This window comes from Campylobacter lari subsp. lari, from assembly GCF_013372185.1.
Classification (GTDB): Bacteria; Campylobacterota; Campylobacteria; order Campylobacterales; family Campylobacteraceae; genus Campylobacter_D; species Campylobacter_D lari.
Genome location: NZ_CP053830.1, coordinates 1,109,249 through 1,129,497 on the forward strand (window position 1 = coordinate 1,109,249; position 20,249 = coordinate 1,129,497).

The 20,249-nt window shown below is 29.3% G+C and carries 20 protein-coding genes and 1 pseudogene; 8 read left to right on the forward strand and 13 right to left on the reverse strand.

Annotated features, from left to right (window positions below; translation table 11 throughout):
* Nucleotides 1-8: 8 nt before the first annotated feature.
* From CLLT_RS05855 to CLLT_RS05890, 8 genes are all read right to left on the reverse strand, one after another.
* A complete protein-coding gene (locus CLLT_RS05855) occupies nt 9-506 on the reverse strand; it encodes a TlpA family protein disulfide reductase (RefSeq protein WP_012661868.1) in 498 nt (165 codons plus the stop codon).
* Nucleotides 467-958, reverse strand: coding sequence for a TlpA family protein disulfide reductase (locus CLLT_RS05860; protein WP_012661869.1), 492 nt, complete (start codon nt 956-958; stop codon nt 467-469). The genes CLLT_RS05855 and CLLT_RS05860 overlap by 40 nt, the downstream gene beginning before the upstream one ends.
* Nucleotides 948-1,604, reverse strand: a complete 657-nt coding sequence (locus CLLT_RS05865; RefSeq protein ID WP_074692694.1) for an ABC transporter ATP-binding protein — start codon at nt 1,602-1,604, stop codon at nt 948-950. The genes CLLT_RS05860 and CLLT_RS05865 overlap by 11 nt, the downstream gene beginning before the upstream one ends.
* Nucleotides 1,604-2,719 carry an ABC transporter permease gene (locus tag CLLT_RS05870; RefSeq protein WP_070256540.1) on the reverse strand — a complete coding sequence of 372 codons (1,116 nt, stop codon included), beginning with the start codon at nt 2,717-2,719 and terminating at the stop codon, nt 1,604-1,606. Before CLLT_RS05870 ends, CLLT_RS05865 begins: the two co-directional genes overlap by 1 nt.
* Nucleotides 2,709-4,001, reverse strand: coding sequence for an ABC transporter permease (locus CLLT_RS05875; RefSeq protein ID WP_074692693.1), 1,293 nt, complete (start codon nt 3,999-4,001; stop codon nt 2,709-2,711). The genes CLLT_RS05870 and CLLT_RS05875 overlap by 11 nt, the downstream gene beginning before the upstream one ends.
* Nucleotides 3,991-5,412, reverse strand: coding sequence for a Fe-S-containing protein (locus CLLT_RS05880; RefSeq protein WP_012661873.1), 1,422 nt, complete (start codon nt 5,410-5,412; stop codon nt 3,991-3,993). The genes CLLT_RS05875 and CLLT_RS05880 overlap by 11 nt, the downstream gene beginning before the upstream one ends.
* A gap of 76 nt (nt 5,413-5,488) precedes the next feature.
* A complete protein-coding gene (locus CLLT_RS05885) occupies nt 5,489-6,010 on the reverse strand; it encodes a ferrirhodotorulic acid transporter, periplasmic binding protein (RefSeq protein WP_012661874.1) in 522 nt (173 codons plus the stop codon).
* Nucleotides 6,007-8,082, reverse strand: coding sequence for an FTR1 family iron permease (locus tag CLLT_RS05890; protein WP_115613996.1), 2,076 nt, complete (start codon nt 8,080-8,082; stop codon nt 6,007-6,009). Before CLLT_RS05890 ends, CLLT_RS05885 begins: the two co-directional genes overlap by 4 nt.
* A gap of 273 nt (nt 8,083-8,355) precedes the next feature.
* On the opposite strand from CLLT_RS05890, the gene CLLT_RS05895 reads away from it, so the two are divergent.
* Both CLLT_RS05895 and CLLT_RS05900 read left to right on the forward strand, forming a co-directional pair.
* A complete protein-coding gene (locus CLLT_RS05895; RefSeq protein ID WP_159427736.1) occupies nt 8,356-8,514 on the forward strand; it encodes a hypothetical protein in 159 nt (52 codons plus the stop codon).
* Between the two features lie 88 nt (nt 8,515-8,602).
* Nucleotides 8,603-8,773 (forward strand): annotated as a pseudogene (locus tag CLLT_RS05900) (cation:dicarboxylate symporter family transporter); the annotation flags it as partial.
* Here the strand turns inward: CLLT_RS05900 and CLLT_RS05905 are convergent.
* Nucleotides 8,770-9,627, reverse strand: coding sequence for a D-amino acid aminotransferase (locus tag CLLT_RS05905; RefSeq protein ID WP_070256531.1), 858 nt, complete (start codon nt 9,625-9,627; stop codon nt 8,770-8,772). The pseudogene CLLT_RS05900 and the gene CLLT_RS05905 overlap by 4 nt on opposite strands.
* 11 nt (nt 9,628-9,638) lie before the next feature.
* Entirely contained in the window at nt 9,639-10,616 is a 978-nt protein-coding gene (locus CLLT_RS05910; RefSeq protein ID WP_070256526.1) for a glycosyl transferase family 90, read from the reverse strand.
* Between the two features lie 129 nt (nt 10,617-10,745).
* On the opposite strand from CLLT_RS05910, the gene CLLT_RS05915 reads away from it, so the two are divergent.
* Nucleotides 10,746-11,237, forward strand: coding sequence for a hypothetical protein (locus CLLT_RS05915; RefSeq protein ID WP_070256522.1), 492 nt, complete (start codon nt 10,746-10,748; stop codon nt 11,235-11,237).
* Here CLLT_RS05915 and CLLT_RS05920 read toward each other — a convergent pair.
* Together CLLT_RS05920 and rsmH are read right to left on the reverse strand one after the other, a co-directional pair.
* Nucleotides 11,234-12,148 carry a hypothetical protein gene (locus CLLT_RS05920; RefSeq protein WP_070256520.1) on the reverse strand — a complete coding sequence of 305 codons (915 nt, stop codon included), beginning with the start codon at nt 12,146-12,148 and terminating at the stop codon, nt 11,234-11,236. The genes CLLT_RS05915 and CLLT_RS05920 overlap by 4 nt on opposite strands.
* 3 nt (nt 12,149-12,151) lie before the next feature.
* Entirely contained in the window at nt 12,152-13,069 is a 918-nt protein-coding gene (gene rsmH / locus CLLT_RS05925) for a 16S rRNA (cytosine(1402)-N(4))-methyltransferase RsmH (protein WP_070256518.1), read from the reverse strand.
* 61 nt (nt 13,070-13,130) lie between these two features.
* On the opposite strand from rsmH, the gene CLLT_RS05930 reads away from it, so the two are divergent.
* The 5 genes from CLLT_RS05930 to CLLT_RS05950 all read left to right on the forward strand — a co-directional run bounded on the left by CLLT_RS05930 (nt 13,131) and on the right by CLLT_RS05950 (nt 19,158).
* Nucleotides 13,131-13,709 carry a class II aldolase and adducin N-terminal domain-containing protein gene (locus tag CLLT_RS05930; protein ID WP_012661881.1) on the forward strand — a complete coding sequence of 193 codons (579 nt, stop codon included), beginning with the start codon at nt 13,131-13,133 and terminating at the stop codon, nt 13,707-13,709.
* 79 nt (nt 13,710-13,788) lie between these two features.
* A complete protein-coding gene (locus CLLT_RS05935; protein WP_070256516.1) occupies nt 13,789-15,267 on the forward strand; it encodes a peptidylprolyl isomerase in 1,479 nt (492 codons plus the stop codon).
* Entirely contained in the window at nt 15,264-16,643 is a 1,380-nt protein-coding gene (ftsA, locus tag CLLT_RS05940; RefSeq protein WP_012661883.1) for a cell division protein FtsA, read from the forward strand. Before CLLT_RS05935 ends, ftsA begins: the two co-directional genes overlap by 4 nt.
* 11 nt (nt 16,644-16,654) lie before the next feature.
* Entirely contained in the window at nt 16,655-17,761 is a 1,107-nt protein-coding gene (ftsZ, locus tag CLLT_RS05945) for a cell division protein FtsZ (protein ID WP_070256510.1), read from the forward strand.
* Between the two features lie 20 nt (nt 17,762-17,781).
* Nucleotides 17,782-19,158, forward strand: a complete 1,377-nt coding sequence (locus tag CLLT_RS05950) for a nicotinate phosphoribosyltransferase (protein WP_012661885.1) — start codon at nt 17,782-17,784, stop codon at nt 19,156-19,158.
* Here CLLT_RS05950 and ispG read toward each other — a convergent pair.
* Entirely contained in the window at nt 19,142-20,212 is a 1,071-nt protein-coding gene (ispG, locus tag CLLT_RS05955) for a flavodoxin-dependent (E)-4-hydroxy-3-methylbut-2-enyl-diphosphate synthase (RefSeq protein ID WP_012661886.1), read from the reverse strand. The two genes, CLLT_RS05950 and ispG, sit on opposite strands and share 17 nt — an antisense overlap.
* Nucleotides 20,213-20,249: the final 37 nt, after the last annotated feature.

The following is a 20,249-nucleotide window of genomic DNA, read 5'->3' on the forward strand; positions in this document are numbered from 1 at the left end:
TTTAAACATTATTGCAAAAATTTAATTTTATTTTCTAAAATACCTTTTGGGATAAGTCCGATAAATTTTTCATTTATTTTACCTTTTTCATCATAAAAAACTATCACAGGCACACCATAAATTCCACCCACAGCTTTAGACAAAAATGAACTTGCCTTAGCTTCATATAAAAGTGGCAAATCTAGCTTTTTTTCCAAAAGAATTTTTTGGGCTTCCTCTTTTGATTTAGCTCCATTTAACACCGCTAAAATAGAAAAATTTCTTTCTTTGTAAAGTTCATTTAACATCGGAATTTGCGCATTACATGCACCACAATCTTGTGTGAAAAAAAATAAAGCATAAGCTTGATTTGCATTTTGTGTTTTTAAGGTTTTTTCAAAACCATCATATTTGAAAATATAGTTTTGATTTGAATTTAGTGTTTGAAATTCGTTATTTGAGCATGCACTAAAGAAAAAAATGCTTATTAAAGCCAAGAAGCAATAGAAGCTTTTAGTTGCGACCATGGCTTTTCTCCTATGATTTTATCTTGTACAACTCCTTCTTTAATGACAAAAGTAGTTGGCACCGCAAAAACGCTAAATCTTTGCCATGAGATGTCTAAATCATCTTGTAAAAATGTGATATTTTTGTAATCATATTTTGTAGCAAATTCTTCAAAATCCCTACCCTTGTCTATAGAATCAAGCGCTAAAATAGTGATTTTTTTAGGATATTCATTAGCTAGTTTTTCTAAAAGTGGTAAGTCTTTTAAACAAGATGCACAGCCTTGCTCCACAAAGGTTAAAACGATAAGATTATCAAAATCAGCTAGCTTGATTTTCTCACCTTGTAAATTTTTAGCTGCGATTTCTGGTGCTTTTAGGCCTATTTTGCCACCATTTTTATTGTTGTTTTCAAAACATGCACTTAAAAAAACTAAACATAAACAAGCTAAAATTATATTTTTAATTTTCACTTTTCATCACTCCATGGCTTAAAATGATAGTTCTATCAGCAAAGGTAGCTAGATCTGGATTATGAGTGATTAAAACTATGGTTTTGCCATCTTGTTTTAATTTACAAAAAAGCTCTAAAATGTTTTTTTCATTTGCCTCATCTAAATTTCCAGTTGGCTCATCTGCTAATAAAATTTCAGGATCATTCACTAAAGCTCTTGCTATACATAGCCTTTGTTGCTCCCCGCCACTTAATTGGCTTGGTAAATGCGTAAGTCTGTGTGAAAGTCCTACTTTTTCTAGTGCCATTATAGCGTCTTTTTGTTCTGTGCTTGAGTGATAAAACTGAGCTAGCATAACATTTTCTAGAGCATTTAAATAAGGTATTAAATGAAATTGCTGAAAAATCAAACCTATTTTTTCTCTTCTAATCACGCTTTTTTCTTCTTCGCTTAAATTTCCAACTTCTTTATCATCTAAAAAATACTCCCCACTACTTTGAGTATCCATCAAAGAAAGTATATTTAAAAGTGTTGATTTACCTGAACCCGATGGACCCATGATGGCTAGCCATTCACCTTGCTTTACTTCTAGGTTGATATTTTGCAAAGCTTTAACTTCATTAAAATTACGATTTAAATTTGAAATTTTTATAATATTTTTCATCACTCACCCTTTAAATTTTCACAAACATTGATTTTTAAGGCTTTTTTTAGCGGTAAAATACTTGCAAAAAAAGCAAATACTAAAGAGATAAGCACCGCAAAAAACACTGAAAGCAATCTAAAATCTATACTTGCATTAAAAATCAAATACCCAAAAATATTTGCCAAAAAATATCCACAAAAAGCACCAAGCAAACTCGCACTTAAGCTTAAAATAAATACTTCAGCTCCAAAAAGTTTGATGACTTCTCTATGCTTAGCTCCTAGTGCAAGATGCAGGGCTATTTCTTTTTTTCTTGAAAAAATTACCGCACTAAGAGTGGTATTTACACTCAAAGAACTAATGAGTAAAATCGTTAAGCTAATCAAAGCCATTAAAGCTTTGATTTTTTCTAAAATCACACCCTCGCTAATGGATACTGATGCTATAACTTTGGCTTCTATATTAGCCTTGCTAAGCTCTTTTGCTTTTTGATCCAAGCTTTCATAATCGCCCAGTAAAATAGCTTGAGCGTAATTTATCACTTCTTTGGCTGCTAATTCTTGAGCTTTTTTTAAAGAGATAATTAAAACCCCATCTTGCTCATCGTTGCTTCTTAAAATAGCTTTGATTTTTACTTTGACTATTTTAGATATACTTGGGTTATAAATTTGTAATTCTTGTCCTATTTTAAGCTCTAATTGTTTAGCTAAATCAACCCCCACAAAAGCACTATCTTCACTAAAATCACTCAAAGAAAAGCTTCCTTTTAAAACCTCCATAAAAGGCTTGGTAAGCTTTAAATTTGCAAAATCAACCCCAACAACTACCGCACTTGAACTTTCAAGATTATAAAAACCATATAAAAATGGGGTTAAGGCTTTTGCTTTCAAGTTTTCTTTGGCTTGATTAAATTCATCCATACCTAAAAACTCACCATCTTTTGGCGTGATGATAAAATTAGCCCCATAAGCTTTTAATTCTTTAGATAATTTTGTATCAATATCAAAATAAATATTAAAAAATGAGGCACTAACCATAGCACCTATAAACACAGCTATAAAAATAATACAAACTCTTTTATAAGAAAAAATAAGAGATTTAAAAACCTCTTGCATAAAAAAATTATTTGCCATATAAAACCTCTGAAGTAGAAAGTTTAGAAATTCCTTTGATAGAAAACAAACATCCTAGAAATACTATAAGCACTGCAAAAAATAAACAAATTGGTAAAATAATCCAAGATATAGCAATAGCATGATCAAATATACTTAGAGCAATAGCTTCTGAAACTCCCACGCCAAAAACAAAACCAAAAACAGCCCCAATTAAAGCTACCACAACCCCTTCTAGCGCAAAAATCATATAAATTTGCAAAGTGCTAGCACCCAAGGCTTTTAAAAGCCCTATTTCGCTTTTTCTTCTAAAAATATCTGCACTCATTAAAGATGATATGGCTATGGAAGCTACGATTAAACATATAATGCTAACTACTGCCATTAAAGATTGAATTTTAGATACTATCAAACTTTCTGCATCAGAAATCGCACTCACTACTTTTGTGCTAGCACCTTTAAAATCTTCTGCGATTTGATATGCAATAGAACTTACATAAGCAGTGCAATACCACTGATCATACTCAAGCTGATCAAGGCTATCTACATCGCGTCTTGCTTTTTGCGCTAAATCATTTTCAGGTATAGTCAAAGCTGAAACTTCTGCTTTAGCAAATAAACCTTCTTTTTTAGAAAGCTTTTGTGCTAAAAGTAAAGAAGTAATGATTTTATTTGAAAAGGCTTGAGTTAGATCTATAATGCCAATGATTTTTACTTTAAAAATTTGATCATTTTGCGTCAGGGAGATTTCATCATTAATTTTTAAATCATACTTTTGTGCCAAATCCTTTCCTAGCATTATTTCATCTAAGCTATCATCTTTTGGGTAATTTCCTTTGATTTGACTATATTTATATAATTCTTTAATACCTGCATAAAAATCATCATCATCTTGAACTTTTATAGCCTTATCAAAATAAGTTCCCACTAAAGAGATATTTTCATAATTTGCATTTGGGGTTTGAATTTTTACTTGGATATCTAAAAATGGTGCAAAGGCATTGATATTATTTCTCCAAAAAATTTCTTTTATAGTATGGAGTTTGTTTTCTTCTAAAAAATTTTGATTTTTTAAAGGCTCGTAGATTTTACTACCCACTTCTACACTTAAACTTGCACCTTTAGGTAAAACTAAAATGTTTGATCCATAACTTCTTAATTCTTTTGTGATTTCATTACCTATACCCAAAGTAAGATTTAACATAGTAGCCATAAGTAAAGTAGCTAAAAAAATCGTTAGCAAAGCTAGGGATTTTTGAATTTTATTTTGAAAAATGGAATTTTTTACAATCTTAACTTGCATAGTCATTTCCTAATAAATTATGAATTCTATATTTTGAAGTCTTATTCATATCGATGTATTTTAAAGGATCATTTTTAAACTCTTCATAATTTTTTTCATTCGCAAAAAAATATGTTCTACCTTTATAAACATAAGATCTTGGTGCTTTCAAATTAATTAATTCAGTATGATCAATAGGGTCATAAACTTTCTTTTCTACTACTTGAGTGAAAAAATTTACCCCATCTAAAATTTCTGAAAAAGGTATAATAACTTTACCATTTTCAAATTTATACTTCATAGGGATAGGATTACACCCACCTGCTTTACCTACACTTGGTAAGAAAATTCTAACATTACATGAGATGCAAATTAATTCTCCACCTTTTTTAACATACCCCATATCCCCACATATACTACAAGCATCAAAAACTGCTACTGGAGAGTCTTTATCTTCTCTTTTATTAATTAAGAAAAATCTCACCACTTTACCCTCATCGCTAATATAAGCAAAGCGATGTAAGTTGTTATCTCTTAAAATCGCTACATCAAAGACAAATTCATCATTTTCATTTGGCTCTACATAGGTTGGTTCATCTATGGTTACCGGTCTTGAAGCATGCAAGTCATAAAAAAGAAAAATACAAAGACTTAAAATCATAGCACTAAAAATACTTGCACTAAAACTAGTTATAGTTGAATTTTTTGCTTGATTTTTTCTAAATTCTATATCAAAATCTTTTTTCTTGGTGTTTTCTCCTACTCTTTGTTTTAGAGCTAAAACGACACAAAGTCCTAACAACACAAACCATACATAAGTATAAAATTTAGCATAATATACACTTTTTGCCACATAGCTTAAATACAAGCTTTCTGTTTCTACCACGCCTTCTCTCATAAGGTGTAATAAAATTTGTGCTAAAGCTTCATTTAGATAAAAAATCACGATAACAAATAAAAATAAATTTAAAAACTTAAATTTAAATTCTCTTAGCCACCTCATAAAAAGATAAACCCCAAAACACATAATAAAAGCAAGCAAAATAAGCCCAAAAGAACTAATCGCTAAAGAATCTAAAAAATTAGTGCTTAATATAGGAAAATCAATAGAAATATGTAAATATTTTATACCAAAAGCAAAAGATAATAAAAAAAGCAATATTGCTTGAATTTTTTCTTTTAAAAAATTATTTTTTATAAAAGAAAAAATGATAACTCCCAAAAACAATAAAACAAATAAAATATCATTAGAAAAATATAACAAATCATAACTTAGTGTTTTAGCACTAATAAAAAAAGCAAAATAAGAAAAAACAAAACCCACAAAAGCAAGTTTAAACACTAAAGAATTTTTTAGATTATAAAAAAATAAAGCACTCAAAAGCGCATAAGAAAAAAATGCTCCAAAAAAATGTACAAAATAAATCGACATAGGCTCTTCTTTGATAGAATTTATTTATAAAATCGATAATTTCATAAATAAACCCTAGCAAAAGCTAGGGTAAAAATCACTTCGGTTTTCCTGTGTATTTGAAATTATATTTAACTGAAAATGGCTCAAACCACTTACCAACACCTGTTTCTTTATCAACATGACGTCCAAAACCTTGTTTTTCTGGACTTTCTATTAAAAATACTAACTCATAATTTCCTATGCCTGTATCCATTTTTAAATTCGCACCATAGTGAGGGCCATCATCTGCTACCATAGGCATAAGGGTTCCTGTTTTTACTTTACCATTATCAAGATTAGTTAGCTTATAAGCTATAGTTAAATAAGGAATCCAAAAGCCTTCTGGAAAGCCATTTTTATTACCCTTTAATGCATGAATATCTGCCTCAAGGTGAATATCTGCTAAACTTGCCGCAAGATCAATCCCTCTTGGCTCCATTTCGATTGGCTGTAAATAAACCGCTGCTATTTCCATACCATTTAATTCATAAGGATCGCCAATTGGCACCTCTGCTGCAAAAACTGAACTAGCTAAAATACTAGCTGCTGCGCCTAAACTTAATAAAGTTTTTTTCATATTTTTTCCCTTTTATTTGAAATTTGCTTTGTTATAAAAATACCCATAATGAGTAAGATTAAAACCATAAACTGAGGTATGATGCTCTCATAATAAGGATAAATTCCAAGCCATAAAATTCCTTCAAAATCAAAAGGAAGTAGGCTTGGTGTAATAAGCTTAGCCTCTATGAGCTCACCAATGCCTTTGCCTGTAAAGACAAAGACCATGTAAAAAATAATGTATGAAGTTATATAGAAAAATTGTTTTACTGGTATTTTCAAAGCACCAGCTTTTAATAAATAATAAAGTATGATAAGTATAATTAATCCGCTAGCTAATCCTATAAATATAAAACTATAATCTGTGCTTGTTTTTGCATCAAACAATAAAGCTTGATAAAAAAGAATAGTTTCAGCACCTTCTCTATATACAGCTAAAAATACACTAAACCATAAGGTTTTTGCTGAATTATTTGATATAGCTTCAACCGCTTGAGTTTTTATGTGATTTGCCCATTTTTTATTTTGCGCATTTGATAAAAGCCAAAAACCCACATAAAATAATAATGCAACAGCCACAAGCATAGTAATGCCTTCTAGCAACTCTCTGCTTTGCCCTGCTTGTTCTTTAAAAATCCATGAAATAAAAAATGCTGTTACAAAACTTAAAAACACACCACTCCAAAGTGCTGAATATACTATATTTAAACGCTTTTTATTGCCACTTTGAACTAGATATGAAACTATAGCCACAATGATAATTAAAGCTTCCAAACCTTCTCTTAAAATAATACCCAAAGCCCATATAAATAAAGACATAGGTGAGGATTCTTGAATTTTATCTAAAGAGCTTTCCACTAAGGCACTAAGCTCATCAAAATTTTGTTTTAATTCTTCTTTGGAAGCACTTGCTTTAATAAGCGCAACGCCTTTTGAAAAATAACTTTCTATTTTCAATTTTAAAGCACTATCAATAGCACCAATTTTACTTTCCATACCACTTGCTTCAAAAATATCCAAATACACATTTTGTAAAGCATCTATACTATTTAAACTAAATCCCTCGTAATTTTGCAAAATATTATTAAGAGCAATTTTCATATCATCATATACTTTAGTATAGTTTTTAGTACTCATAGCACTCTCATCAAAGCCTTTAACTTGAAGTAAAGCTAATTCTTCTTTAGGTAAAGCTAAAAACGCTTCATATAATAAATCTGATATGTTTGAAATTTCATCTCTAATAGTTTTTTCATCTAAAGTATTGGCATTGATTTTTCTTATAATAGTTCTAAGTTTAGTTTGAATTTTTTTATCCACTCCTGCCTTAGTATATCTTGCCACTAAAACTTCTACTTTTGAGTTTCTATAGTCTTCAAACAATGATGATTGAATCAAATCTTTAGCTTTTTGATAATCTTTATTTACAAAAGCTAACGCAGCTTGATCAAGCTTTGAAACCATCGAATCCATTAAAAATTGCAATCTTGCATCCAAAGCCGAAGCTTCTTGTAAAGCTAGCAATGCCTCATCTTTTTGAGTGCTTTGTTCTTGAGCAATCAAACTTTGAGCTGAATTTTGTGAAGTTTGCTCTTTAACATTCTCTCCAAGCAAAGCCGCAAACATCGCTTCAGCTTGTGCTTGGCGCTCTTTTTCTGCTTTTAAAGATGAGTTTTCAGCTGCCTTTTTATCATAATTTACATCACTAGCTTCGGCTTTAAGCTGAAAGCCTTTTTCTAAAACAGGAATGATTTCATCTAAATCAAAATACAAACTACTAATCAAAGCTTCTATTTTAGAAAAATCCTCTTTATCTTTATACAACTTTCTTAAATTAACAAATTTACGCTCCATAACAATGGCTTTTCTACCAACATTACGCCCAATAGAGCCTTCCATGGTTTCAAAATGCTGAAAATATGCATCTTCTGCTTTTTTCTTTGCTTCTAAATTTTTATTTTCTTTATATAAAATCATACTTTCATTTAAAATTTGTTTGATTGCTTGGGCTTCTTTTTGATAATCAATCTCTCTAGCATAAACAATAGTACAAAATAAAAAAATTATCAACAAGCTTATTTTTTTAAACACTATTTTACTCCGAAATGATATTCATTTTTAAAATCATAGTCGCAAGTATAGTACTAGCTTTCTTAAATTTAGATAAACATTATCATTATTTATTTCATAATAATTTAGATAAAAATACTACAAAATACTACTTTTATCTACAATATAAGCTAAAAAATTATTATTTTTAAGAGTATTGTTTATTTTTATTTATTTTAATCATAAAAATAAGTTTTCTTTGCTAATATTTAGTGGTTTTAAAAATTCAAGGAGCTTTTGTGTTAGTAATTGGCCTTGAAAAACCAAGCAAACTCAAAAAATGTTAAAATTTTAGGTTTTTGGGTGATTATAGGAATAATAGCTGATATTAGCCTTGGTTTATTAGATAAAGAACTTGCACTAGCTAATAAAATCGGAGTGGATTATTTTATACAAACTTTAAAAATTCTCTAAAAACTATTATATTTTTAACTATTGTTTTAGTAATTATTAGCCTTAAGAGTCTAAAGCAAACTGAAAGTATAGACACTAAAGCTTTATTATACTTTTGGGCGTGGATAATTTTATATCCTAAATTCATGCGGTAGGAAATTTATGCGGTAATAGCGTAGCAGCTTTAATCGTAGCTATTTGGGATAAACAAATAGACTGGGAAAAGTTTCGCTACGCTCTTGATAATCCTAAAGAATTTACTAATGCGGGTTTTGATTAAAAAACCTCTTTTTGTATTTTTTCTACATATTTTTCTCTTAGTTTTTGGGTATAAAAGCCTACTTTACCATCATTAATCACCTTGCTATCTGCTTTTATAACACCTAAAATCAAAAAAGTAGCCGCAGAAATAAATACCTCATCAGCCTCATATACTTCTTTCATACTAAAAGCTCTTTGATCTACTTTAAGATCAAGTTCTTTGGCAAATTTCAAGATATTTTTACGGCGAATTCCTGGTAAGATTTCATTAGAAAATGGCTTAGTAATTAAAGTTTTATCTTTTATAATAAAAGCTGAACTACTAGAAGCTTCCGTTACTAAAGCATTTTCTACCATAAAAGCTTCAAAAACCTTAGCCTTTATAGCTTCTTCTTTTGCAAGACATTGAGCCAATAAAGAAATTGATTTTATATCCCTTCTTTTCCATCTTAAATCAGCTGTTGAAATAACACTTACCCCATTTTTAGCATACTCATGCTCAATCACCTTGCATTCAAAAGCAAAAGCCATAATAGTAGGTTTTAATCCCTTCAAAAGAGCAAAATTTCTACTAGCAACCCCTCTAGTAACTTGCATATAAAGCCCACCTTCTTTAAGAGAGTTTTTAATGATTAATTGCTCTAAAATATTTTCAAATTCTTCTTTTGTATAAGGAATTTGTAGATCAATTTGGGCTAAACTACGCTCAAAACGCTCCCAAAATTCTTCTTTATCAGCTATTTTTGCATTTACCACAGGAACTACTTCATAAATTCCATCTCCAAAGATAAAACCTCTATCAAAAATACTCACTTTAGCTTCGCTAGCTTTTACAAACTCATCATTTAAAAATACTACTTCCATCTCTTGCATAAACTCTCCTTTTAATTAAATAAATCAACAATATCTTTTGGCAAATCAAGCTGATTAGAATAATAAAAATACTTAGCTAAAACTAAAATTCCTATATAAAATTCTATCTTTTCATCTAAAAATTGCTCTATATAAGCATGGGCATTTTGAATGATTTCTTTTGCTCTATGTGGATTAGCTAAATAATAATCAAGCAAAGCTTCTACATTTTCATAATCATCATTAATTAAGGCAAAATGCTCATTTGGAACTAACTTTCCCTCCATAAACCAAGTTTCATAGCGCATTTTTGGGGCTAAAACTAAAGAATTTGTTTTCATTGCCCACTTTAAGTTGCTTGCTACATCATTACCTTCTAATGAAAGTAAAAATTTAAACTGCATTTGATAGGCTCTGCTGATTTTAAAATTTAAATTTTTAATCCATTTTTCGGCTTGAATTTTTCTACCACCAACATGAGCAATATCACAACGAGGATTATCAAAATATTTTTCAAAAAATTTAATACGATGAGGCTGATAAATCGCACCTCTAAAAAAAAGCAAGTCTTTTTTATCTTCAAATTGATTTTTATCCTGTATAAAATCAAAATGTCTGTTTTTATCTAATTTTAAAATGATATTATTAAAACCATTTTCAACCGGTCTTGATTTAGCTATACTTGGATATTTAAGATTATAACTAATATCTCCAAAGCCTTTAATCCATAAAAAATCATCATTAAAATATTTACTAATTGCATAAGCATCATAAGCATAGGAAGTTTTTTTAAAGGGAAATTTTCCTATTTTTTCATAATTTTCAAATTTTTTTATATCAAAAAAATCATTTTGCAGATTATAATAATTTAAGCGAGTAATAATATTATCTATATTTTTTAGTTTTAAAATTGCTTTTAAAATATTTTGTAATTGATTTTGATAAATTTTTCTAGGTATAAAACTTTTAGCTATGCCTTTTACATTCATCATAAATCTAGAATCTGCCATTTTTCTTCCATTTTGATATTAAAATAATATAAATTTTAACACAAGAATTCATTTACAAGACTTAAAATTTAGTTTAATTAAAAACAAAAATGTTAAAATCACAAAAATCACATACTAATTGGGTAAAAAATGAAAATACAAGAATTTATTTTAAACTTTATTTTTAAAGTTTCAAATCAACCTGTTAATTTAAAAGATTTACTAGAAGCAAATGCCTTGCTTAATGAAGGTATGATGGTAGATCCTGCAAAATTAAATTTTAAATTTAAGGTGTTTAATTCCTATCTTATTTATGCATTTTTTTGCATAACTATTTTAGTTCCTATGCTTATCATTAGCCATTATTTTCTAACAATTATTGATTTTCATATTAGTATTTTAAGTGCTGTTTTTGTAACCGCTTGTGTTTTTATTGGCTATGATATTTTTAAAATTTACACTAGAAAAATAATAAGCAAAAGATTATTAAAAAAAGCTTGGGCTTTGCATTTTCCATATTTTGCTTATGAAAAATACTCAAAAATAGCAGAAAATATTTACAACCAAGCCATTAAAGAAGAAATTCCAAAAAATCAACTTGAGCAATATGTTTTGGAAAAAATCATTCAAACACAAGATTAATCTAAAAAGTCTAAAACTTGATTTTGAAAATATAGCGCCTCAAGCTGTCTTTGAAGTTCTTTATTTTCTTCATCTAAAACAAGTTCTTGCGATCTTAAGTCTGCTATATCTCTACTTACATAATAAATTTGATTTCTAATATAAATTTGTGGGAAAAATATCAATAAAGCAAATGCTATCATCAAACCTGCATATATTAAATTTTTAGGACTTAAATTTTTATTTTCCTCACTTACTATGCTATCTAAAAGTTCATATTTATCTTCTTGATTATACTCTTGGTTTTCTTCAAGCCTTACTTTTTCTTCTAAAATTTTTTGTTCTTGCTTAGCTAATTTTTCTTTTTCTTTTAATTCTTCTTGAGCTTTTTTTAATTTTTCTTGTTCGATTTTTTTTTGCTCTTTGAGTTCTTGTTTGAGTTTAGCTTTTTCTTTTCTTTTTTCTTTTAAATCTTGAAATTTTGAAGTGACAAAAACATTGCTTTGAGTAAGAATTTTAGATATTCGAATAGAATCTTTATTTTCTTGTTTTTTTTCTATTTTTTTTATTTCTTGTGTTGATTTACTATTTTTAAGCATTTTAGAATTTGCAATATTTTTTTTATCGAATTTTTCTTTTTGCTTTTTGAAAAAATTAAGTTGTAATTTAAAAGGCTTTTTTTCTTCTAATTTAACATTTATCAAATCTTCTTTTAAATAAATAGCAGATTGCTTTTTGGGCTTTTCTTCGTATTCTTCATCAAAATCTGTAAATTTAGGTCTTTTTTTACGCTGTATTCTATTTTTTAGTATACGATCGCTTTCATTAAAAATTTGCTCTTCATAAGGCCTACCTTCTTTAATAGCCCTAGAATATTTCAACATTTTTTCACGTATATTTTGCTTTTCTTTTAAAAAATCATCTTCAACCATTATTTACCTAAAATAAAAAATTCTCATTTTTGCACAACTTGATCTGCTATTATAGCTTATTTCTTCTTTGGAGGCACTTATGGCTTTTTTACTTAAAATTTTACCAAGACTATGTCCTTTGCCACATTCGCATTTTATGGCTCTTTCATCGCAAATACAATCTTTTTCCCATCTTTTAAAAGTATTTTTTACTATCCTATCTTCCAAAGAATGAAAACTAATAATAGCTAATTTACAATCTTTTAATTTTGCTTTTTCTATGTTTTCAAGCAAGTATTTTAATTCGCCAAGTTCATTATTTACTTCTATACGCAAAGCTTGAAATACGAGCAAGGCTAAAGATACATTGCGCCCTTTTAACTTAGCATTTCCTATAATTTGACTTAATTCTTTTGCACTTGTAATCTCTTTTTGACTTCTTGCATTGATGATTTTTTGAGTAAGCATTGAAGCAACCGGCGCTAAATCTCCGTAGTCTTTAAAAATTTGCTCCAAAGCTTCCTTGCTGTAAGAATTTACCACTTCTTTAGCATTTAAAAGGTTATTTTGATCCATTCTCATATCTAAAAAATCAGAATTTAGTGAAAAACCTCTATCATTTTTATCAAGCTGCAAAGAAGATACACCAATATCAGCTAAAATTCCTCTTAAGTTTTGCGTTGGAATTTGAGTTAAAATATCTTTAAAGCCTATATGATTAAAACTTATCCTATCTTGAAATTTTTTTAAAAATTCTTTAGAAAAATTTAAAGCTTCTAAATCTTTATCGCAAGCAATTAATCTTAGTTTCTCATGAGCTTGCAATAATGCCTTAGAATGCCCTCCATAACCCAAAGTGCAATCTAAAAAATCTCCACTATCAAAATCATCAAAAGCATCTAAAACTTCTTGCAGTAAAACAGGAATATGTGGACTTTGCAAAATAAACCTTTAAAATATTTTTTAGTATAATATCTTAGCAAAGTTTAAAACAAGGTTTTTAATGAATAAAGAAAATATCATTTCTCAAATCAAAATACTTTCTACTTCAATGTTTAAAAAAAATTTTTTTGGAATTTGTCATGGATCAGTTTCAGCAAAACTATCTCAAAGTTCTTTTATTATAAACAAAAACGACACTTTTTTAAATCAACTAGATGAAAAAAGTTTAAGTATTTTAAAATTTGCAAAAGATTATAGCTGGGATGAAGCAAGCAGCGATAGTGAAATCCATAAAAGTATATATGAAAATATACCTGAAGCTAAATTTATATGTTTTGCCTGCCCAACTTATACCTTATCTATGAGTTTAAACCATGATTTTATAACACCTCAAGATTATTTTGGTGAAATTTTTCTAGAAGAAATTCGAGTTTACAATCCTAAAAATTATGAAGATTGGGAGGATAGATCACAAACTGAAATTTATCGTTATATGTTAGAACAAAAACAAAATTTTGTTGTTGTAAAGGGTTATGGTATATTTGCCTATGGTAGAACAAGTTATGAATTAGGTAAGATTGTAGATTTAATTGAAAATTCTTGTAAAATTATCCATTTAGCGGAGACAAATTTATCATAATAATTTAAAATTAATCTTTTATTAATCACAAATTATTTATAATTTATAGTTTAATTTATTTAATCAGATTGGGGTAAAAATGCTCACTTGGATGCAGCATCATAAAAAATACTTAGTTGTAACTATTTGGATTAGCGTTATTGCTTTTGTTGGAGCAGGTTTTGTTGGTTGGGGGAGTTATGATTTTAACACCGATAGGTCAAATTCTGTTGCAAAAGTAGGCGATGAAAAAATAAGTTATGATGAGTTTAATCTTAAATATTCTCAATTATTTGGCTATTATTCTCAGCTAAACAATGGCAATTACACACAAGAACAAGCACAAAAAGATGGCTTAGATACCCAAGCTATTAATGAACTTATACAAGAAAAACTACTACTTTCTTATGCTAAAACTTTAGGTTTAAATGTGAGTGAGGAAGAAATTGCTTATGATTTAGCACATCAAAAAATCTTTCATAATGCTTCAGGTGTTTTTGATAAAAATTTATACTATAATCTGCTTGCAAGAAACAACTATACACCAAAAACTTATGAAAAAATTATTCACGATGAGTTATTGCTTAAAAAAATCAATGCTATTTTAAATTTACAAATCAAACCAAATGAGCTTGATATGTTTGGTGCAAGTTTTTTAATGCAAGATAGTTTAAAAGTTCAAGCTATAAAACTTGATAATAAAAACATAACAATGGATGAAAAAGAGTTAAAACAAACTTGGGAGAAAAATAAAGAGCTTTACAAGACGCAAAAAAGTTATGAACTTGCAACTTATTTTTTAAACCCTGATATAATCAAAATTGACGATAAAGAAATCCAAGCTTACTATGAAGAAAATAAAAATGACTATAAAGATTTTACGGGGAAAATTCTAAGTCTAGAGCAAAGCAAAGATAAAGTTATAAAGGATTTAAAACTTTCTAAACTTAAACTTAAAGCCAATGAAAGCTATGTGGCGTTGAGAAAAAACGAGCTTAATTTTGATAAAAATATCACAATCAGCGATGCTGATATTTACTATCCTTTAGAAAATATACAAAAAGCTAAAGAAAATGATTTTATTAAGCCTTTTAAATTTGAAAACGGCTATATGATTGCAAAAGTTATAAAAATAAATCCTATACAAACTATGACTTTTGAGCAAGCTAAAAACGAAGTAAGTAAACTTTACATTAAAGAAAAAACTAAAGCCTTATTAGAAGAAAAAGCAAAAATCGCCCTAGATAATTTCCAAGGTATAGACATAGGTACTTATAGCCGTGACTCAAGCAAAAATGCAAAAGTGGGTGAAATGATGAGTGATACTGAATTTAGCGAGTTTTTGATGCATGTATTTGACTCAAATAAAGCTAAATCTTATGTATTATTTGATGATAAAGCAATAGTTTATGAGATCACAAAACAAACTTTAGAAAATAAAAACAAAGAAGAAATTTACAAATTTATCATAGAGCAAAGTGCTAAACAAACCAAACAAGCTTTACTTAAGGAAGAATTATTAAAAAAACTTATAGAATTATATCCAATTCAACGCTATTATAAAGGAAATACAAATTGAATATTTTAGGAATTGATTTAGGCTCAATACAAACTTGCGCCATATTAGCGCAAAAAAGCGAAGAAGGACTAAAAGTCATTGGTTTTGGAAAATCAAAATCAAATGGTATAAAAAAAGGAGCAATTACTAATATAGAACTTGCTTCAAAATCCATAGAAGAAGCAGTAGCTGATGCACAAATGATGTCAGGCGTGCATTATGATAAAGTAATTGTATCTATTTCAGGTGCTTATGCAAAAAGCGTAGATAGTATAGGTGTGGTTAATATACCAAATCACGAAATAGGCATTAAAGAAATTCACAGAGCAGTAAGTACAGCAAAACATACTGCAAATATACCTAGTGGATATGAAATCATTCATGTATTACCTTATAATTTTAAAGTAAATGATCTTGAGCATGTAGAAGACCCTTTGGGAATGAGTGGAAATCGTCTTGAAGTTTCTACGCATATTGTAATTTCACAAGAAGTGCATATTAAAAATCTAAAAAAAGCCGTGGAACTAGCTGATCTTAGAGTAGATAACATCGTTCTTTCAGGCTATGCTTCTTCTATTGCTTGCTTTGATGATAGCGAAAAAGAATTAGGTGCCATTTTAATCGATATGGGTGGAGCAGTTTGCGATATGGTCATTCATGCGGGCAATTCTATACGCTATAATGAATGCTTACAAATTGGATCAGTAAATATCACCAATGATTTATCCATAGCTTTACATACTCCACCAAAAGAAGCAGAAAAATTAAAACTAAATTACGCATCTTTAGCGCAAAATGAAAACTCAATTATACAAATTCCATACATGGGTGATGAAAAAAGAAAAAATGAAGTTTCGGTAGAAGTTATATCTAATGTAATTTATGCAAGAATTGAAGAAACTATTATTATTTTAGCTAAAATGCTAAGCGATAATGCTTGTGCAAATCAAGCAGGAGCAGGTATAGTATTAACAGGTGGAATGACAAAATTTGCAGGACTTGACAAGCTTGCTTCAGCTTATTTTGATAATAAAGCTGTTAGAATAGCGACTGCAAAAAAAGATACTATGGATGGTTTTAAAGAAATTTTTGAAGATGCAGAAAATAGCTGCGCTATAGGTCTTTGTTTATATGGTGGTGGACATTTTACTCCTTATGAATTAGATTCTAATGAGAAACTAAGATACAAAGGAGAGCCTGAATTTATCAATAAACAGATCAAACAAAATCTTACCATAGATGAACATGAAGAAGAAAATAAAGATTTTGAAGAAATTTTTCAAGATCAAAAAGAATTTGAAGACGAAAAAGCAGAATTAACAAAAATAGAAACAAAGAAAGATAAAAAGACGAATTTAATGCATAAATTTTGGAATAAACTAATAAACCAGTTCTAATAGGAGACACAATGAGCGAATATCTAGTGGAAGAAATGCAACACACAAAAGGTGCAAAAATAAAAGTCATAGGCTGCGGTGGTGGTGGTGGTAATATGATAGATCATATGGTAAATATGGGTTTACATGATCTTGATCTTATTTCAGCTAATACTGATGCACAAGCCATAGCTAAATCTTTAGCAAAAACTAGAATTCAACTAGGTGAGAAAAAAACCAAAGGCTTGGGTGCTGGAATGCAACCAGAAATTGGAGCAGAAAGCGCAAGAGAAAGTTTTGAAGAAGTAAAAGCGGCTTTAAGTCAGAGTGATATAGTATTTATTTCAGCAGGGCTTGGTGGTGGAACGGGTACAGGTGCAGCTCCTGTTGTAGCACAAGCTGCAAAAGAAGTAGGTGCACTAACCGTTTCAGTGGTGACTATGCCTTTTGCTTTTGAAGGAAAACAAAGAAAAAAATTAGCAGAAGCTGGTTTAGCTGAATTAAAAAAAGAAAGTGATTCTATCATTGTAATCCAAAACGAAAAGCTTCTTAGTATACTTCCAAAAAAAGCAGGTATAAAAGAAGCATTTAAACTAGTTGATGATATTTTAGCTAGAGCTGTTAGAGGTATGGTGTCTATCCTTTTAGAAGATGGTGATATTAATGTTGACTTTGCTGATGTTAGAACTGTTATGAGTCACAGAGGTTTAGCTTTAATGGGTGTGGGTCATGGAGAAGGTGAAAATGCCATTATGGATGCATTATCAAATGCTATAGAATCTCCATTATTAGACGGTATGACTATGAAAGGCGTTAAAGGCGTAATCATCCACTATAAAATTGGACCTGAATGCTCATTGATAGAAATTTCACAAGCTACTCAAAGCATTAGCGATATAGCAGATGAAAACGCAAAAGTAATCTTTGGTGCAACTACTGATGAGAGTATGGGTGATCGTGTTGAGGTTACTATCATTGCTACAGGTTTTGAAGATAAAGCCGAAATAGAAAGTGCCAAAGAACAAGAAGAAAGTAAAAAAAATAGTTATATGAATTTACGTAAAGCTAGCGGTGGATTTGATGAAGAAGTGATTTCTCAGCTTGATGTTCCTGCTTTCTTGCGTCGCCAAATGGATTAATTTTTAGTAAAAATCCTTATATGAATTCTTCATTATTATGTGATTTTTACGAACTAAGTATGGCTTATGCTTATTTTAAACAAAATATGCATAAGCAGATTGTTTATTTTGAAGTTTTTTTTAGAAAAGCTCCTGATAATGCTTCTTATGCTGTTTTTTGTGGATTAGAACAAATCATAAATCATATTAATCATTTTTCTTTCTCTAAAGATGACATAGATTTTTTGAAAAATACTCAAAAATTTGATGATGATTTTTTAAACTACCTTTCAACTTTAAATTTTAGTGGAGATATACTAAGCGTTAAAGAAGGTGAATGTGCTTTTGCCAACACACCACTAATGATTATCAAAGCACCTATAGTAGAGGCTTTATTATTAGAAACTTTCATACTTTTAACTCTAAATCATCAATGCTTGATTGCTACTAAAGCTAGTAGAATTACTCAAATTGCAAAAGAAAAATTACTCTTAGAATTTGGCTCTCGCAGAGCTCATGGAGAAAGTGCAGCTTTAAATGGTGCTAGAGCTGCTTTTATAGGTGGTTTTCATGCAAGTGCTTGTACTTTAGCTGGGAAAAATTTTAATATTCCTATTAGTGGAACCATGTCTCATGCTTGGGTGCAAATGTTTGATGATGAGCTAAGTGCTTTTAGAGCATATTGTCAAATTTACAAAGATAATATAAGTCTTTTAATTGACACTTATGATTATAAAAAAGGTATTGAAAATGCTATTTTAGTTTTTAATGAATTAGACTCTGAAAACACTATGAAAAATTATTCCATTCGTATTGACTCAGGAGATTTACTTAAAATCTCTAAATATATTAGAAAAAAACTAGATCTTGCTGGCTTAAGAAAATGCAAAATCATAGCTAGCAATGCCTTAGATGAGTTCATCATAGAAAAATTGCTAAAAAATAAAGCTCCAATCGATGCTTTTGGTATTGGAGAAAAGCTTATTACTTCGGCAAGTTCACCTATTTTTGGAGCTGTTTATAAGCTTGTTGCATTAGAAAAAAATAATCAAATCATCCCTAAAATAAAAATCAGCGCAAGCACAAGCAAAACAACCTTACCGCATTTTAAAAAACTTATAAGGTATTATAAAAACAATAAAGCAAGTTTTGATATTTTATATACACATGATGAGGGTATCAAAACTTATCAAGGCTATACATATAAAAACTTACATGAGCTTATTTTTAAAGATGGGAAATTAATCTATAGACTTCCTAATTTGAAAAATATTCAAGAATATCATAAAAAAAGTGTTGATAGCTTGGATCTTAAACTAAAAAAACTTCAAAATCCAAGTATTTATAAAGTAAAAATTTCTAAAAAATTACAAAATATGCAAAAAACTTACTTAGAAAAAATTAATCTTTTTCTCTAAGTTTTACCTCATCTTCTACTTCAAGTAAAAATCTATCCACAAGCTCATCTTCTTTTAATTTTGCTACCACTTCACCATGTCTTATAACTAAACCTTGATTTTTTCCAAAAGCAATCGCCACATCAGCACCCTTAGCCTCACCCAAGGCATTTACAACACAACCCATAACACTTATATTTAGCGGCTCTTTTATATGCTTAGTTTTTTCTTCTACTATTTTAATCGCTTTAATCAAATCACTTTGAATTCTTCCACAAGTTGGACATGAGATGATATTTACTCCACTTTTTTGCACTCCACTATCTTGCAAAATAGCCCTTGCTACACGAATTTCTTCTTCAAGTTCCCCTGTCATAGACACTCTCATTGTATCGCCTATACCTTTTAAAAGCAAATTTCCTAAGGCAATCGAGCTTTTAACCGTGCTATGAAATTTAGTCCCTGCCTCAGTAACCCCTAAATGAAACGGATAATCACAAAGTGGTCTTAGAGCCTCATAAGCTTTTATGGTATTTTGCACATCTGAAGTTTTCATAGAAATTTTAATATCAAAAAAATCTAAATCTTCGAGTAATTTTATATTATACAAAGCACTCCCAAGCATAGCTTCTATATTATAGCCATATTTATCGCTAAATTGCTTTTCTATAGAGCCATGATTTACCCCTATTCTAATAGGAATTTTTCTTTGTTTACAAGCTTGCACCACTTCTTTGATATTTTCTTTTGAGCCTATATTTCCTGGATTAATTCTTACCCCATCGATAAATTCAGCACAAAAAACTGCTAGCTTATGATTAAAATGTATATCCACTATTAAAGGTAAGGGGCTTTTTGCTTTAATTTCTTTTAAAGCTCTTGCATCTGCCATATCCAAACAGGCTAAACGCACTATATTTGCACCAGCAAAATAAAGTCTGTTAAGCTGTTCTAAACAACCTTCAACATCCCTTGTTTTAGTAAAAAGCATGGATTGCACAGAAATAGGAGCATCTCCGCCTATTAAAACATCACCTACTTTTATTTGTCTTGTTTTGTATCTTTGATATTCCATTTTTTCTCACTTTTTTACGCATATTGTATACTTTTTT